At 69.9% G+C, this 16,578-nt stretch carries 11 protein-coding genes; 4 read left to right on the top strand and 7 right to left on the bottom strand.

Annotated elements, in window-relative coordinates; translation table 11 throughout:
- Positions 1 to 11: 11 nt before the first annotated feature.
- On the bottom strand, positions 12 to 854 hold the full coding sequence (locus Ahu01nite_RS19815) for a winged helix-turn-helix transcriptional regulator (protein ID WP_203838055.1): 843 nt from the start codon (positions 852 to 854) through the stop codon (positions 12 to 14).
- A 62-nt stretch (positions 855 to 916) separates the two neighbouring features.
- Here Ahu01nite_RS19815 and Ahu01nite_RS19810 point away from each other — a divergent pair, with 62 nt between their 5' ends.
- Both Ahu01nite_RS19810 and Ahu01nite_RS19805 read left to right on the top strand, forming a co-directional pair.
- Positions 917 to 2,146 (top strand): MFS transporter, encoded by a 1,230-nt coding sequence (locus Ahu01nite_RS19810; RefSeq protein ID WP_203838054.1) that lies wholly within the window; start codon positions 917 to 919, stop codon positions 2,144 to 2,146.
- Between the two features lie 116 nt (positions 2,147 to 2,262).
- Positions 2,263 to 7,653 carry an Ig-like domain-containing protein gene (locus Ahu01nite_RS19805; protein WP_203838053.1) on the top strand — a complete coding sequence of 1,797 codons (5,391 nt, stop codon included), beginning with the start codon at positions 2,263 to 2,265 and terminating at the stop codon, positions 7,651 to 7,653.
- 3 nt (positions 7,654 to 7,656) lie between these two features.
- On the opposite strand, the gene Ahu01nite_RS19800 is transcribed toward Ahu01nite_RS19805, so the two are convergent.
- From Ahu01nite_RS19800 to Ahu01nite_RS19785, 4 genes are all read right to left on the bottom strand, one after another.
- Complete coding sequence (locus Ahu01nite_RS19800) at positions 7,657 to 8,463, bottom strand: carbohydrate ABC transporter permease (protein WP_203838052.1); 807 nt, start codon at positions 8,461 to 8,463, stop codon at positions 7,657 to 7,659.
- Positions 8,456 to 9,352: a carbohydrate ABC transporter permease gene (locus tag Ahu01nite_RS19795; RefSeq protein ID WP_203838051.1), complete on the bottom strand. Its 897-nt coding sequence runs from the start codon at positions 9,350 to 9,352 to the stop codon at positions 8,456 to 8,458. The genes Ahu01nite_RS19800 and Ahu01nite_RS19795 overlap by 8 nt, the downstream gene beginning before the upstream one ends.
- 14 nt (positions 9,353 to 9,366) lie before the next feature.
- The gene (locus Ahu01nite_RS19790; protein ID WP_239158984.1) at positions 9,367 to 10,617 is read right to left on the bottom strand and encodes an ABC transporter substrate-binding protein; all 1,251 of its coding nucleotides are present in this window, start codon (positions 10,615 to 10,617) and stop codon (positions 9,367 to 9,369) included.
- Between the two features lie 130 nt (positions 10,618 to 10,747).
- Positions 10,748 to 11,887 carry an ROK family transcriptional regulator gene (locus Ahu01nite_RS19785; RefSeq protein ID WP_203838049.1) on the bottom strand — a complete coding sequence of 380 codons (1,140 nt, stop codon included), beginning with the start codon at positions 11,885 to 11,887 and terminating at the stop codon, positions 10,748 to 10,750.
- Between the two features lie 73 nt (positions 11,888 to 11,960).
- On the opposite strand from Ahu01nite_RS19785, the gene Ahu01nite_RS19780 reads away from it, so the two are divergent.
- On the top strand, positions 11,961 to 13,214 hold the full coding sequence (locus Ahu01nite_RS19780; protein ID WP_203838048.1) for a Gfo/Idh/MocA family protein: 1,254 nt from the start codon (positions 11,961 to 11,963) through the stop codon (positions 13,212 to 13,214).
- 46 nt (positions 13,215 to 13,260) lie between these two features.
- Here Ahu01nite_RS19780 and Ahu01nite_RS19775 read toward each other — a convergent pair whose 3' ends face one another.
- The gene (locus Ahu01nite_RS19775; RefSeq protein ID WP_203838047.1) at positions 13,261 to 14,562 is read right to left on the bottom strand and encodes a serine hydrolase domain-containing protein; all 1,302 of its coding nucleotides are present in this window, start codon (positions 14,560 to 14,562) and stop codon (positions 13,261 to 13,263) included.
- 33 nt (positions 14,563 to 14,595) lie between these two features.
- A complete protein-coding gene (locus tag Ahu01nite_RS19770) occupies positions 14,596 to 15,438 on the bottom strand; it encodes a LysR family transcriptional regulator (RefSeq protein WP_203838046.1) in 843 nt (280 codons plus the stop codon).
- Positions 15,439 to 15,518: 80 nt separating this feature from the next.
- Between Ahu01nite_RS19770 and Ahu01nite_RS19765 the strand changes: the two genes are divergently transcribed.
- Positions 15,519 to 16,511 (top strand): substrate-binding domain-containing protein, encoded by a 993-nt coding sequence (locus Ahu01nite_RS19765; RefSeq protein WP_203838045.1) that lies wholly within the window; start codon positions 15,519 to 15,521, stop codon positions 16,509 to 16,511.
- Positions 16,512 to 16,578: the final 67 nt, after the last annotated feature.

Below are 16,578 nucleotides of genomic sequence, written 5' to 3'. Positions count from 1 at the left end.
CCGTCCTGCCCCTACCCGAATCGGTGTGCCGCGACGTACTCCAGCATCTCGGTGACGGAACCGGCTGGATCCGACACCGGGAACTGCACGGATCTGATGGTGGAGCCCGCGTCGGCCAGCAGGGTGAGGCGTTTGAAGCGGTCCGTGCCGCCGGCCCGGAACGTGGGTAGCCGCAGGCCGGCGGCGAGTTTGCCGTCCTGGTCGGAGAGGAGCGGGAAGGGCAGACCCGCATGCTGGGCGAAGGCCTCCAGCTGGTCGGGGCGCTGAGTGCTCACCCCCTTGACGAGTACGCCGTGAGCGCCGAAATCCGCACTCCGGGCCGCATATGTCGTCGCCTCGAGCGTGCACCCCGCAGCCCCCGGGATCTCCCCCCAGCCTGGCGGATAACCCTGTCTTCCGGGCGCGTACGCCCCCGGAAAGAAGAACAGCACCGTGGGCGATTCGAGGGTGAGCCCAGGGATCCGCCGGCCGACGAGGTCGTGCACGCGGTGCGCCTCGGCGGATGTCGGCGCGGCGGTGGCGGTGAGCGTGCCGTCCCCCATCACGTGCCGCGTCCCCCAGTCCTGCAGGGAGATCAGCACGGGGAGCAGGCCCTCGCCCTTCCCGGTGAGCAGGTAGTCGTGGCGGGGCGGATTGTCCTGGTAGGCGACGCGGCGCAGCACGCCCTGCTCGACGAGGGCGGCGAGCCGTTCGGTGAGCGCGCGCCGGCTCATGCCGAGCTCGCGCTGGAGGGCGTCGAAGCGGGTCACTCCCCCGGCGACGTCGCGCACGATCAGGAACGTCCACCAGTCGGTGAGCACGCTGAGGGCCTGCTCGATGCCGCAATCGGCATTTACCAGGTCGACTCGTCGCACGATCCCCACTATAGTCCGTTCCAGATTGGAACTCACTGGGAAGAGAACGGGGGTCGGGGACCGTGGACGTCTTCTGGCGGTGGTGGACGGCCGGGACCGTCAGCGGTCTGGGCTCGGCGGTCGGCGGCGTGGCGCTGCCCCTGACGGCGCTCGCGGTCCTCGACGCGACCCCGTTCCAGATGGGTCTGATCGCCGCGGCGCAGTACGCGGCGTGGATCGTCATCGGGCTGCCGTCCGGGGTGATCGTGCAGCGCCTGCCGCTGCGGGGCGCCCAGCTCGGCGCCGACCTGGCCCGGGCCGCGGCAGTCGGGTCGATCCCGCTCGCGTGGTGGCTCGGCGAGCTCACGGTCACCCATCTGGTGGTGACGGCGCTGGTGGTGAGCTTCGCCAACGTGATCTTCGACGTGGCGAACTCGACGTTCCTGCCCGAGATCGTCGACCGGGACCAGCTCCAGTCGCGCAACAGTCTCAGCTCTGGCACGCACGCCACGACCTCGCTCGCCGGGCCGTCGCTCGGCGGGATCGTCGTGCAGGCCGCGGGGTCCGTGCCGACCCTGCTGGTCGACGCGGCGAGCTATCTGGTCTCGGCGGCTTTTCTGCGTACGCTACCCGCGCGGCGCGTGCCCCGGCCCGATCGGTGGCCGCCGATGGGCGAGCTGATCCGCGAGGGCTTCACGTTCGTGGTGCGGCACCCGGCGATGGGCCCGGGCATGTGGGCGGCCACGGCGGTCAACTTCGTGTGCGGCGCCCAGTACGCCCTCTACCCGCTCTACCTGGTCCGCGAGCTGCACGCCCCGGCCGGCGTGGTCGGTGTGCTGCTGGCCGCGGACGGGGTCGGCACCCTGATCGGCGCCGCGCTGACGACCCGGTTCACCGACGCGGTGGGGACCGCCCGGGGGCTGATCGCTGCCGGGTTCGTGGCTGCCGCGGGTGCTGTTCTGGTTCCGTGGGGTGCGGGGCTCTGGGCGTACGCCATCTTCGTGGTCGGGAATTTGTTGTTCTCGGCGGGAGTGGTGGTGCTGAGCGTGACCACCCGCACGTACCGGCAGATCGCCAGCCCGCCGGAGCTGCTCAGCCGGGTCATGGCGACGGTCCGGTTCGTCTCCTGGGGTGCCATTCCGGTCGGCGGCCTGGCCGCGGGCGCTCTGGCCGGGGCGATCGGTGCTCGCGGCGCCCTGCTGGCGATCGGCGCGGTGGCCGCGTGCGCACCGCTGGTCTGGCTGGCCTCGCCCGCCCGCGGCGTCCGGGATCTGAGCGATCTGACCCCGGCGCCTGCCGCCGCGCGGCTATAGGGCTGCGCCTGCGCTGCACCTGAACAGCACTCTTCGGTTCCTAGCGTCAGTGGTGCCCGGACCATCAGGTCCGGGATCTCAGCGCGCCCCGCGGCGCCGACACCACTGAGGCTGGCATGCAAGCTCTGCGTTCCGCTCCGCACCGCGCGCTCGCCGTGCTCGTGGTCATCGCCGTCGGCGTTGCCATGACCTTCTACATGACCCGGGCCGAGGCGGTGATCACCAACCCGTTCAGCTCTGAATTCTCGACGGATGCCAACGGCGCCATCCTCCTGCGGGGCAACGCCAACCTCAGCTGTCCCGTGGCCACCGCCGGTTGCACGGACGGGCTCAACGGGGTGGGCTCCGGCGGCGAGACCCTGAACAACAACGGCTACGTCATGGAGAACATCGGCGCGGACGGCGGCCAGGGGATCTTCAACTCCAGCAGTTCCACGGTGACGATGCCGGCCAACAGCACCGTGCTCTGGGCGGGTCTCTACTGGAGCGCGGACACCAAGGCCGGCACGAGCGGCGTGGCCGCCACGACCCCGGCGGACATCAACAAGGTCAAGATCACCGTCCCGGGTACCGCCGGGTGGAGCACCGTCGCAGCTACCACGATGTTCAACCCCTCGTCACTGACGGCATATCAGGGCTTCGCGAACGTGACCTCGCTGGTCGCCGGCGCCGGCAACGGGCAGTACTCGGTGGGCAACATTCAGGCGGGCACCGGCAAGGACCGGTATGCCGGGTGGGCGCTCGTCATCGCTTATCAGAATGCGACCCTGCCGATGCGCAGCCTGCGCGTCTACGACGGCTTCGGCGTGGTCAGCAGCGCCTCGACCAGCGTCAACATCCCGATCACCGGATTCGAGACGCCGCACTCGGGCACGATCCACACGCAGATCGGCACCGTGGTCTACGAGGGTGACCTCGGCAAGACCGGCGACGTGCTGCAGCTCGACACCTCCTCGATGAGCGACGCCGTGAACCCGGTCGACAACTTCTTCAACAGCACCATCAGCGAGGGCGGCGCCCTGGTCACCGATCGCACGCCGGGCAACTCCAACACTCTTGGCCTCGACGTCGACCAGTTCGACGCGACCGACAAGCTCGCCCACGCCGCGACCAGCGCCTCGCTCACGCTGACCACCACCAGCGAGACCTTCTACCCGGGTGTGGTCACGTTCGCCACCGACCTGTACGCCCCCGACCTCACCACGACGCTGACAGGCACCGACAAGACCGGTAGTGCCTCCCGGCTGATGCCCGGTGACGAGATCGAGTATTCGATCAGCGTCGTCAACAAGGGCACCGACAACAGTGGCGGCACCGTGCTCACCGACGCGGTCCCTGCCGGCACCACCTACGTCCCGGGCTCGCTCAAGATCGGCAGCACCGCGATGACCGACACCGCCGCGGATGACACCGCCGAGTTCGTCACGGACTCCGCGCAGGGCAAGACCATCTTCCGGATCGGTACGGGCGCCACCTCCACCACCGGCGGCACGCTCGCCACCAACGCGACCGCGGCGGTGACCTACCGGGTCAAGGTCAAGGACAGCACCGCCTCCGGCACCACGATCACCAACGTCGCCGCGCTCGCCTACAGCGGCACGACCGGCCGCAACATCACCGGCACGAGCAACGTCGTCAACACCACCGTCGACAAGCCCGTCGCCGACCTCGCCGCGACGGTGACCGCGTCCACGAACACCGTGCAGCGCGACGCCCTCCCGGCCGCGATCGCCTACCAGCTGACGGTCACCAACAACGGCACCGACCGCGAGCCGCTCCCCGTCGCGAAGCTGACCCTGCCGACCGGTGTCACCGTGGCCACGCTGCCCGCCGGCTGCACCCAGTCGGGTCAGGACATCACCTGCGCCCTGGGCGCCCTCGCCAGCGGCACGGCCGCCACGGTCACCATCAACGCGACCGTCGGCGCCTCCGCGACCCTGAGCTCACCCGCCACCGCGACTGCCTCGGGCTCCGGCACCGACAACACCCCGGGCAACAACACCGCGACGGCCGCGCTGCGTGTCAACACCAAGCCGACGGCGGCCGACGACACGGTCAGCACCGCCACCGACGTCGCCAAGACGATCAACGTGCTCGGCAACGACAACGACCCGGACGCCGGCGACACCCTCACCGTCTCGATCGCCGCATCGCCGTCGCACGGTGGCGGCGCGGTGGTCAACGGCGACAACACCATCACCTACACCCCGCCGACCGGATGGGCCGGCACCGACACCTTCACGTACGCCGTGGGCGACGGCCACGGCGGCAGCGCCACGGCCACCGTCACCGTGAACGTCGACAACGCCCCGCCGGTCCCCGCCGACTACCAGGTCGCCACCGCGGCGAACACGCCGAAGGCGGTCGCCGTGCTGACCAACGTCACGGACCCGAACGGCGACCCGCTCTCGGTCTCCGCGGTCACCCAGCCCGCGAGCGGCGGCTCGGTCACCACCGACGGCACCACCGTGAAGTTCACGCCGAACGCGAGCTTCCGCGGCGTGGCGACGTTCAAGTACACCGCGTCCGACGGCCGGGGCGGCACGGCCAGCGGCAACGTCGAGGTAACCGTCGCCAACGCCGCCCCGGTCGCGCAGGACGACATCGTGACCACTCCGTACCACACGGACAAGGTCATCGACGTGCTCGCCAACGACACGGACGCCAACAACGACCCGCTGAGCATCACCGCGGTCGGTACGCCGTCCCATGGCACTGCGGACCTCATCGGCGGCAAGATCACCTACCGGCCGGCGGTGAAGTTCTCCGGCACGGACACGTTCACGTACACCATCTCCGACGGCAACGGCGGCACCGCGACCGGCACGGTCACCGTGACCGTCTCGAACGCCCCGCCGACCGTCACCGACTCGACCGTGACCACGCCCTACGGCACGCCGCTCAGCATCGACCTGGGCACGACCGCCAACGACCCGAACGACGACACGATCACCGTCATCGGCACCGTGAACGGTGCGCACGGCCTGGTCGGCGTCGACGCCGACGGAAACCCGGAGTACACGCCCGCCGCCGGCTGGTCCGGACCGGATTCCTTCAGCTACACGATCTCCGACGGCCATGGCGGCACCGCGACCGCCACGGTCACCGTCACCGTCGCCAACGGCAAGCCCGTGGCGGTCGACGACCCGGTCACCGCGCAGGCGAACATCCCGCTGGTCATCCCGGTGAAGGCGAACGACTCGGACCCCAACAACGACCCGCTGACCGTGACGGTCGACGTCGCGCCGGGGCACGGCACGGCCGTCGTCAACCCGGACGGGACCGTCACCTACACGCCGACGAGCCCCGGCTTCCGCGGCACCGACACATTCCACTACACGGTCAGCGACGACACGGACTCGGCGGGCGCGACCGTCACGGTCACCGTCGTCAACTCGGCCCCGGTCGCGCAGTCGGACGCGACCAGCACCGCGACCGACACCCCGGTCACGGTGACGGTGCTCGGCAACGACACCGACCCCAACGGCGACGCGATCGCGGTCAAGGGCTTCACCAACGGCGCGCACGGCACGGTCACCCTGACCGGCGGCAACCTGGTGTACGCCCCGAACACCGGGTTTGCGGGCACCGACACGTTCACCTACACGATCGAGGACCCCGAGCACCAGACCGCCACTGCGGTGGTCACCGTGACCGTGCTCAACGCGAACCCGATCGCGGTCCCGGACACCGCCCTGGGCCAGCCCGGCGTCCCGCTGATCCTGAAGGTGCTCGACAACGACACCGACCCGAACCTCGGCCAGGCGCTGCGGGTGATCTCGGTGACCCAGCCGGCCCACGGCACCGCGGTGCTGAACGCGAACGGCACGATCACGTACACGGCCGCCGCGGGCAGCTCCGGCATGGACACCTTCGACTACACGGTGACCGACGACGCCGGCGGCACCGACTCGGCAACCGTGGTGATCAGCATCGACTCGGCGCCGGTCGCGACCCCCGACACCGCCGCGGCGGGCGCGGGCACACCCGTGGACATCGACGTGCTCGCCAACGACACGGACGCCGAGAACGAGGCGCTGACCCTGGTCTCGGTGAGCCAGCCGAAGCACGGCACGGTGAAGATCGTCGACGGCAAGGTCCGCTACACCCCCGACGCCGGGTACGCCGGCACGGACTCCTTCACCTACGTGGTGCGCGACGCCGCGGGCGGCCAGTCCACCGGCCAGATCTCGGTGACCGTCGCCAACGCCGCCCCGGTGGCCGTGACCGACCAGGCCGCGGTGCTGAAGAACGGCACGGTCGACATCGACGTGCTGGCAAACGACACCGACGTCAACGCCGACCAGAAGCTGACCGTGACCTCCGTCGGAAAACCGGCGCACGGCACGGCCACGGTGACCGCCGACGGCAAGATCCGTTACGTGCCGGAGACGGGCTTCATCGGCACCGACCGTTTCGACTACGTGGTCAGCGACGGCAACGGCGGCACGGCCACCGGCACGGTCTCGGTGACCGTCACCGGCGGGTCGGCGGTCGCGCTGCCCGACAGCAAGACGACGCCGTACCAGCACGCGATCTCGGTGAAGGTGCTCGACAACGACCTGAACCCGTACGACGCCACGCTCCTGATCGTCGGGGTGACCCAGCCGGCCAACGGCACGGTGACGTTCACCGGGACCGAGGTCCGCTACGAGCCGCCGGCGGGCTTCTCCGGCACCGTCTCGTTCACGTACACGATCAGCGACGGCACCGACCGGTCCACCTCGACGGTGACCATCAAGGTCGGCGCGCCCCCGGCGGTGCCCGACAAGAGCGTGACCGCCAAGCCGGCCACGCCGGTCACCGTGACCCTGCCCAAGGTGGACAAGAACAACAACGCGGTCACCGTGGTCAAGGTCGGCAAGCCCGCCCACGGCACGGCCAAACTCAACGCCGACGGCACCGTCACCTACACCCCGGAGGCGGGCTTCGCGGGAGCGGACAGCTTCTCGTACTCCGCAGTCGACGAGGACGGCAACATGGCGTACGGCACGATCAAGGTCAAGGTCGACGGCCCGAACAGCGCGCCCACGGCCAAGGACGACACGGCCACGGTCGACGCCGGCAAGTCCGTCGTGATCAAGGTGCGCGCCAACGACAGCGACGCCAACGAGGACACCCTCAAGGTGATCAGCGTGGCCAAGCCCAAGCACGGCCACGCCGTCATCAACGCGGGCGGCACCATCACGTACGCCCCGGACGACTCGTACCAGGGTGGCAAAGACAGCTTCACCTACACGGTCAGCGACGGCCACGGCGGTTACGCCAAGGCCACCGTCACGGTCACGGTGAAGCAGGTCGCCGACGCCACCACCGGCACGGTGATCAAGCTGCCGAAGACCGGTGCGGACATCATGTCGGTGGGCGGCGTGGGCGTGCTGACGCTGATCGTGGGCGCCGCGTTGTTCTTCTTCGGCGGGCGTACCCCCAGCTGGTTGGTCCTCGCCGGTGGCCGTGACCGCGGCCCGGGCCGGCACCGGCCCGGGAAGCACGCGCTGCGGATGTAGGGGTCAGCCTTTGATGCCCGTCTGGGCGATGCCCTGGATGAACTGGCGCTGCAGGAACACGAAGACCGCGATCACGGGTACGGACGCCAGCAGCGAACCGGCCATCAGGATCGGATAGTCGGTCTGGTACTGCCCCTGCAGCGAGGCCAGCCCCGCGGAGAGCGTCATCTTCTCGGGGTCGGTGTTGACGACCAGTGGCCAGAACAGGTCGTTCCAGGACCAGAGCAGCACCAGCACGGCCAGGGCCACCATCCCGGGCCGGGCCAGCGGAAGCACGATGGACCAGTAGATCCGCCACGGCCCGGCCCCGTCGATGCGGGCGGCCTCCTCCAACTCGATCGGCAGTCCCAGGAAGAACTGCCGCAGCAGGAAGACGCCGAACGCGCTGAACAGCCCCGGCACGATCAGCGCCGGCAGGCTGTTCAGCCAGCCCAGGTCGGCCATGATCTGGTACTGCGGAATGATGAACAGCTGCGGCGGGACCATCAGCACGGACAGGAAGATGGCGAAGAGCGCGTTGCGGCCGGGAAAGCGCAGCCGGGCGAACGCGTAGGCCGCCATCGAGCAGAACAGCACCTGGCCGGCCGTGCGAGCCACCGCGGTGATGGCGGTGTTGAGGAACTGCGTGCCGAACGGCAGCAGCTCGAAGACCTTGCCGAAGTTGGCCCAGTGCCCCTCCGGCAGCAGCGTCGGGGGCACGGCGGTGGCACTGCTCAGCGTCTTCAGCGACGTGACGATCTGCCAGAGGAACGGCAGGACCATCAGGATCGAAGCGACGATGAGTACGGCGTGCAGACCTGCTCTACGCATAGTGCACCCACTTCCGCTGGAGCCGGAACTGCAGAGCGGTCAGCACCGTGATGATCAGCAGCAGCATGATGACGATCGCCGCGCCGTACCCACGGTCGTTGGTGACGAATGCCCGGTCGTAGAAGAGCTGGACCACCGTCTCCAGCCGCGGGTACGCCGGGTTCGCCCGCGCCGCGTTGCCGGACCCGGCGATGATGAAGACCAGGTCGAAGAGCTGCAGCGACCCGATCACCGACACCACCGAGACGAAGAACGCGGTGGGTGAGAGCAGCGGCAGCGTGATCCGCAGGAATTGCCGCAGCGGCCCGGCGCCGTCCAGCTCGGCGGCCTCGTAGTAGTCGGCCGGGATCGCCTGCATGCCCGCCAGGAAGATGATCAGGTTGTAGCCGACGCTGGTCCACACCCCGATGACCACCAGCGCGTAGAGCGCGGTGTCCGGGTCGGCGATCCAGTTCGGACCGTCGATGCCGACCAGCGACAACACGTAGTTGATCAGGCCGTAGTCACCGTTGTAGAGCCAGCGCCAGACCATCGCCACGGCGACCGGCATGGTCACCACGGGCAGGAAGAAGAAGGTCCGGTAGATGCCGACACCGCGCATCTTGCGGTTCAGCAGGGCGGCGAAGACGATCGCCAGCGGGATCGAGAGCAGGCCCAGGAACGTGTACGCGAACGTGTTGACCAGCGCGCGACCGACCTCGGGGTCGTGGATCAGGCGCACGTAGTTGTCGGTGCCCGTCCAGGTGTGCCCGCCGAACGCGCCCCACTCGGTGAACGAGTAGTACGCCGTCTGCAGCACCGGCCAGAGGTAGAAGACGGCCAGCCCGAGGGCCGTGGGGGCGATGAACGCGTACCCCCACAGCGCCTCGGTCACGCGATGCCTCTGCATCTTCGCTCTCTCGCTCATTCTTTTGCGAGCAGGTCGTTCATCGCAGCTGCGAGCTCGGTGGCCGCCGCGTCGACCGGCTGCTCGCCGCTCCACGCCTTGGTCAGGTGGGTGAGCTCGGCCTCGTTCCACGCCGCGGTGTTCTTCGAGACCGGGTAGGGCACTGCGTAGGCGACCTCGTCGAGGAAGGTCTGCAGCTTCAGCTCCGGGTGCGCGGCGACCCAGGCCGTCTGGGTGCCGTTGTACGCGGGGATGGGCCCCGTCTTCCCGAGGATCTCCGCGGCCGGCTGCGACCCGAGGAACTTCACGAACTCCCACGCCTGCTTCGAGTGCTCGGACTTGCCGCCGACCTGGTTGGAGACACCGTGGATGATCGTCGCCTGCTTCTCACCCTTCGGCAGCGGCGCGACGTCCACCTTGCCCTTGGTGTAGTCGTTGCCGGTGAACTCGGAGACGTTCCACGAGCCGCCCCAGTACATCGCGACCTTCCCGGCCTCGAAGAGCTGGATCGGCGTGGTGTCGGTCATCGTCTTCAGATCCGGCGACTGCTTACCGGCGATGAGGTCGGTCCAGAACTTCAGCCCGGCGATCGTCTTCGGGTCGGCGTACCCGGAGGTCTTGCCGTCCGGTGAGATCACGTAACCGCCGGCCTGCGCGATCGTGTCGTACTGGTACTCCTGGAAGCTGCTCAGCGGCGCCGCCGTGCCGAAGATGCCCTTGGCGGGGTCGGTCAGCTTGGCGGCTGCGGCCTGGAAGTCGGCCCAGGTCCAGTCATCCTTCGGGTACGCCACCTTGGCAGCGTCGAAGAGCGTCTTGTTGTACCAGACGCCGACGGTGTCCATGTCCTTCGGCAGCCCGTAGCTCTTGCCCTCGAACGTGTACAGGTCCGCGAGCGCCTTCGGGTAGACGCTCGTGTCCACCTGCTCGGGGTTGGGGCTGATCACGCCGTTGGACGCGTACAGCTGGAAGTTGGGCCCGTTCATCCAGAAGACGTCCGGGGCCGCACCACCGGTGGCCGCCGCCTTGAGCTTGGTCCAGTAGCCCTCCCACGGGGTCAGCTGGACGTCGACGGCGATGTTCGGGTGGGTCTTGGTGAACTCCGCGGCGAGCGACTCCATCGCGGGCTTCTGGTTCTGGTCCCACACCGCGTAGGACAGCGTGACCTTCTCGTTGCCCGACTCGTCGTCCCCGCCGCCCGAACAGGCCGCGGTCAGTGCCAGGGCAGCTATCCCCAGCAGTGCCGTTCCGATTCTCGTTGTCCCGCGCATCCGCATGGTCCCCTCAGACTCCGCCGCGGCCCGGCGGCCCAGCGCTATGGGGAATTATCATGGGAACCCTGAAAATTAAATCAAGACCGCACTTGGTTACGACTTTGTCAACCTTTGGCCGGCGACCCACTCAGGCCCGGGCGAATTGGTCGATCGAGGTCAGCCCGGAGCCGGACGCCAGGACCGTGCCGACGTGATCCGCGGCCAGTTTGACGGCGCCGAGCGCCACGCCCTGGTCGGCCAGGGTCGAGACGCGGATCTCCGGCGTCCGGATGCACCAGCGGTCCAGCTCGGCGCGGAGCGGGCCGATCAGCAGGTCGGCCGAGCCGGCGAACCCGCCGCCGACGACCACCAGCTCCGGGTCCAGGGTCAGGACCAGCGCCGAGACGCCGACCGCCAGGTCCTTCACGTAACGCCTGATCGCCGCCGCCGCGCGCCGGTCACCGTCCCGGGCCGCCGCGAAGATGTCACCCTCGCCCGGCCAGTCGCGCAGGTGCTCGGGCGCTCTCGTCCAGCCCACCGCGGGCAGCGCGCCGATCTCGCCGGCCGCGTTGCCGAAGCCGCGGTGCAGCTTGCCGTCGATGATCAGGCCGGCACCCGTGGCCACGCCCGAGAGGATGAACACCACGTCCCGGGAGTGCCGGGCGACGCCCTGCCAGTTCTCGGCGAGCGCCGCCAGCTTGCTGTCGTTCTCGACCAGGACGCGACCCGCGACCAGCCGGCCCAGGTGCGCGGCGAGGTCCACGCCGGTCCACTCGTGCAGCGCCTCGGAGAGCATCACCTTGCCGGTGCCGTCGACCAGGCCGGTGGTCGCCACCCCGCTGGCCCACAGCCGGTCGCCGCTCAGAGCGCCCGCGCGCAGCACCCCGCGCACGGCGTCGTCGGTCGCGGCCAGCCGCTCGACGCGGCCCAGCCCGGGGGCGGCCTCGACCCGATGGCTGTGCAGCACCTTGCCGTCCAGATCGGTGAGCAGGGCGAGCACCCGGTGCCGGCCGATGTCGACGCCGAGCAGGTGCCCGGCGTCCGCCCGGAAGCGGTAACGCCGTGCCGGCCGGCCCACCCCGCCCGCGGTCTTCTCCGCCTCCGCGACCCAGCCGCGCTCCGTCAGATCCCGCACCACGTCCTCGGTCGAAGCCCGGGACAGCCCTGTGCGCCGGGCCAGCTCGGTCAGTGTGAACCCGGCCTCGTCGGCACGCAGCACCCGGATCGCGGTGAGCGCGTTGAGGTGACGTAGCCGGGAGAGATCGCCACCCGTGGTCTCCGCGGTCAACGCCGCCCCCCTTGACTTCAGCCGTCAGTCGCCTTTAATGATGGTCTCCATCATAATGAAGCCCGGAGGCTCCATGTCCGCAGTGACTCTAGCTCTCGCCGGGGCCGGTCTCCGGGGTCAGGCATACGCCCGGCACGCCGTCGCCTCGGGTCACGCCCGGGTCGTCGCGGTCGCCGAACCCGACCGGCACCGCCGGGAGAGCATCGCGGCCGAGTTCGGCATAGCCCCCGAGCACGTGCACGAGGACTGGCGCGACCTCGCCGCCGGACCCCGCCTCGCCGACGCCGCGATCGTCGCCACCCAGGACCGCATGCACGTCGGCCCGGCGGTGGCGTACGCCGACCTCGGCTATCACATCCTTCTCGAGAAACCGATGGCACCGACCGACGCCGAGGCCACCGAGATCGCCGACGCGGCCCTGCGCAACAAGGTGATCTTCGCGGTCTGCCACGTCCTGCGATACACGCCGTACACGCAGATGCTCAAGGGCCTGCTCGACGAGGGCCGCATCGGGCGCCTGGTGAGCGTCCAGCACCTCGAACCGGTCGGCTGGTGGCACCACGCCCACTCGTTCGTACGAGGCAACTGGAACAGCTCCGTCACCTCGGGCCCGATGCTGCTCACCAAGAGCTGCCACGACATCGACTGGCTCGTCCACCTCTTCGGCCGCACCCCGCAGCGGGTCAGCTCCTTCGGCAGCCTCACCCACTTCCGCGCCTCGGAACGCCCGCCGGAGGCCGCGGACCGCTGCCTGGACTGCCCCCTGAAACAGACCTGCCCCTACGACGCGGAGAAGTTCTACCTCGACGCCCTCGCCGACGAGGAGCAGCACTTCTGGCCCCTGGGCGCGATCACCGCGGAGTTCACCGAGTCCGCCGTCCGCGCCGCGCTGCGAACGGGCCCCTACGGCCGCTGCGTCTACGCCAGCGACAACGACGTGGTCGACCACCAGGTCGTGAACATGGAGTTCGAGGACGGAGCGACCTGCTCCTTCACGATGAGCGCCTTCACCCCGATGGAACACCGCCGCACCCGGCTGATGGGCACCCACGGCTACCTCGACGGCGACGGCCACTCGGTCCGCTACGTCAACTTCCGCACCGGCGCGGAGGAGACCCTCACCGCCCAGGGTGTGAGCGGCCCGGACGCCGGCGACGGCCACGGCGGGGGCGACGAGGCCCTGGTCGAGGCGTTCCTGGCGGCGGTGGCCTCCAACGACCCGGCCCTGCTCTCCTCGGACGCCACCCAGAGCCTCGCCACCCACCGCGTCGTCTGGGCCGCCGAGGAGGCCCGCCTGACCGGCACGGTCGTCCGCCTGGCCCCGTGACCGGCGCTGTCATGCACCTAGCCCCCTGACCGGCGCTGTCGTTCACCTAACCCCCTGACCGGGTCGCGGTCTGCGAACGGCCTTCCTGTCGCAGCTCCACGCCGGCCGACACGAACCGGATCTCCAGGTCGAGCCCCGGATGCACGTGGTGACCGTCCGGGTGTGCCACCAGCGCCACCGGGGGCTGACCTGCGGCGGAAAGGGCCAGCTGTCCATCGGCCACCGTGATGTCGATCGGGTAGTCGTCACGCAGGAGATAGCGGCCGGCCACGTCACCCAGCGGCGCGGCCGGGACGGCGGTGGCGTACAGGCGGTCAGCGGCGGCGCGGATGCTGGCCAGCACCTCCCACCCGTCCTCGGAATTCGTCATGGCAGCGACGCCGGTGCCGCGGTCGGGCCACACGAACGAGAAGCAGGTGTAACCCACGTTCAACCCGGTGTGCCCGAACCGCCGGCGCCCGGCGCTGTCGTCGACCTCCGTGCCGAGCCCGAAGCCACCGGGCACCTGCGGCGTCACCATCTGGGTGGCCAGGCCATGGCTGAGCAGTTTCGAGTCCCCCGCGACCGCCCGGGCGATCTCGAGCTCGAGCAGCAGCAGGTCGGTGGGCGTACTCCACAATCCGGCCGCGGCCATCTCCGGCAGCGTCCGCCACCCGCCGGTGATCATGGCCCCGCCGCCGTGATGCCCCCGGGCCACCGGATGCCGATGCGGGAATCCCTGGTCGAAGCTGCCCCCGGTCATGGCCACCGGCTCCAGCACGAGGGTGCGCATGAGCTCGTCGAACGAGGACCCTGTCGCGTCCACCATCACCTGCTGCAGGACGGAGTAGTGACTGCCCGAGTAGCGGAACCGGCTCCCCGGCAGCAGCGCCGGGCGCACCGGCGGGGTGCTCGCCGGACCGCTGCCCTCCAGGACCTGCAGCAGCGACGGCGCGTCGCCGTCCGGGGCATAACCTCGGTACCAGGTGTCGGACAGCCCCGCGGTGTGCGCCAGAAGCTGTCGCACCGTCACGCCGCGCAGGTGCCACGAGGTCAGGTACTCGGCGACATCAGCATCCAGATCCAGCACACCGCTGTCGACCAGCCGCAACGCGCCGAACGCCGTCACGTGCTTGCTGATGGAACAGGCCTGGAACGCGGTGTCCGCGGTCACAGCGGCCTCAGCACCCGTACTGCCGTACCCCGCCGCCCACACCGTCCCGCTCACGTCCCCGACAGCGATGCTGACCCCCGGCACACGGTAGCCGTCCATCAACTCGGCCAGCGTCACCACATCCGGCGAGAGCCGCCCGGACGTCACCTGCCGGTCGAGCCGATCCAGCACCTGGCCAAAATCCACGTCTGCCATGGCATCGATCTTCCACCAGCCGCAAGCCGTCTGCTACGCGCGGGCGGCGATGCGGACGAACGACTGGACCAGGGCCGCCGGCCGGTCGTCGCGCCAGGTGACGACCAGCCGGCTCGGCGCCCGGTCGTCCACCGGGACGATGGCCAGACCGGACGGCAACGGCTGACCGAGCGGCGCCAGGGCGGAGGCACCGTTCCAGAGCACGGACTGCAGACACTCCTGAATGGTCCGCAGGACGGGCGCGTCCTGGCTCGGCTGCCCGGTCCAGTACGCCGCCCACCGCGGATCGGTGCCCTCGGGCAGCCGGATCCAGCGGCGCCCGGTCAGCACCGCGACCGACACAGCCTGCTGCCCGGCGAGCGGATCGTCGGCGCGGACCACGAGACCGACGGGTTCTGAACTCAGGTCGAGAGTGCGCAGTCCGGTCTCGTCGAACGGTGTCCGGGTGAGGGCCACGTCGACCAGGTCAGCGCGCAACCCGGCGGTCGGATCGCTCAGGTCCGCCTCGTGCACGGCGATGTCGACGTGCGGGTGCTCCCGGCGAAACGCGTCGACCACCCGGTTGCTGACCAGCTCCGCGGTGTCGGCGAGCGTGCCGATGGTCAGGGTGGGGTTGCCCGCCTCGGCGCGTACCCGGGTCCGGATCCGATCGACCTGCTCGAACAGCGCGCGGGCCTCCTCGGCGAGCGCCGCACCGGCAGCCGTCGGCGTGACCCCGCGTGGCGTGCGGTCGAGCAGGGTGGCCCCGAGGTCGGACTCCAACTGCTGGATCGCGCGACTCAACGGTGGCTGGGTGATGTGCAGCCGGGCCGCCGCCCGGCCGATGTGCCGCTCCTCGACCACGACCACGAAGTACCGGAGTAATCGCAGGTCCACCAGCACACGATACCTACAGGGTATGGAGCGGGTGGAAAAGGTCTTGGACGCCCCCGGCCGGGCCGGGCGACGCTGGCGAGATGCAGAACCTCGACGTGCGCATCGCCGCCGGCAGGTACGACACCACGGAGGCCCTGTTCGACGGCTCGGTCACGGTGGACGGGGTGCGGTCGGTCACGATGTCGACCGCACCGACCCTGCCGGAGATCTTCCAGAAGCTGATCCGCGGCGACGTGGACGTTGCCGAGTTCGGGCTGACGTTCTATCTGCGGTCGCTGGAGGCCGGGGCGCCGTTTTTGGCGATCCCCGCGTTCCCGAACCGGGTGTTCCGGCACTCGTGCGTCTACGTGCACGCCGGCAGCGGCATCACGGGACCCGATGATCTGATTGACCGGACGATCGGCGAGTTCGGCGTCTACGGTCAGGACTCCGGTGTGTGGGCCAAGGGCATCCTGATGGACGAGTACGGCTTCCGGCCGGAGAAGAACCGCTGGGTGATCGGCGGGCTCGACCGTCCCATGACGCCGTTCGGCTTCACCACCCATCCCCACCCGGCCGACGTCGACGTGACCACCGCACCGGAAGGCTCCACGCTCAGCGACATGCTGGTGGCCGGGGAGATCGACGCGTTGTTCACCGCCAACGTCCCGCAGCCGGTCCTCGACGGGTCACCGGCGATCCGACGGCTGTTCCCCGATTACGAAGCGGTTGAACGCGACTATTTCCGCCGCACCGGGATCTTCCCGATGATGCACGCGATCGCCGCGCCCCGTGGCCTGCTCGCCGCCGAACCCGATCTCGCCGGCGCCGTCTACCGCGCGTTCCTGGCGGCCAAGGACGCCGCCGCTCAGCGCTACCGCGACAGCCAGCGGCTCTACCAGGTGCATCACATGCTGCCCTGGACCAACGCCCTCTTCGAGGAGAACAGCCGGCAGCTGCCGTACGACTGGTGGCCGTACGGAACAGCCGCCAACCGGAAGGCGCTGGACACCTTTCTCCGCTACCACCACGAGCAGGGTCTGTCCTCCCGCCGGTGGACGGTCGAGGAGATCTTCGGACCCGGCGTGGCATGACGCAGCGCGGGCCGCCCCCGGAGGGACGGCCCGCGTCGTGGAACTGGTGGTGCAGGGTGGGGCTGGA

The organism is Winogradskya humida, from assembly GCF_016862215.1.
GTDB lineage: Bacteria > Actinomycetota > Actinomycetes > Mycobacteriales > Micromonosporaceae > Actinoplanes > Actinoplanes humidus.
This window is presented reverse-complemented; position numbering and strand designations above follow the sequence as displayed.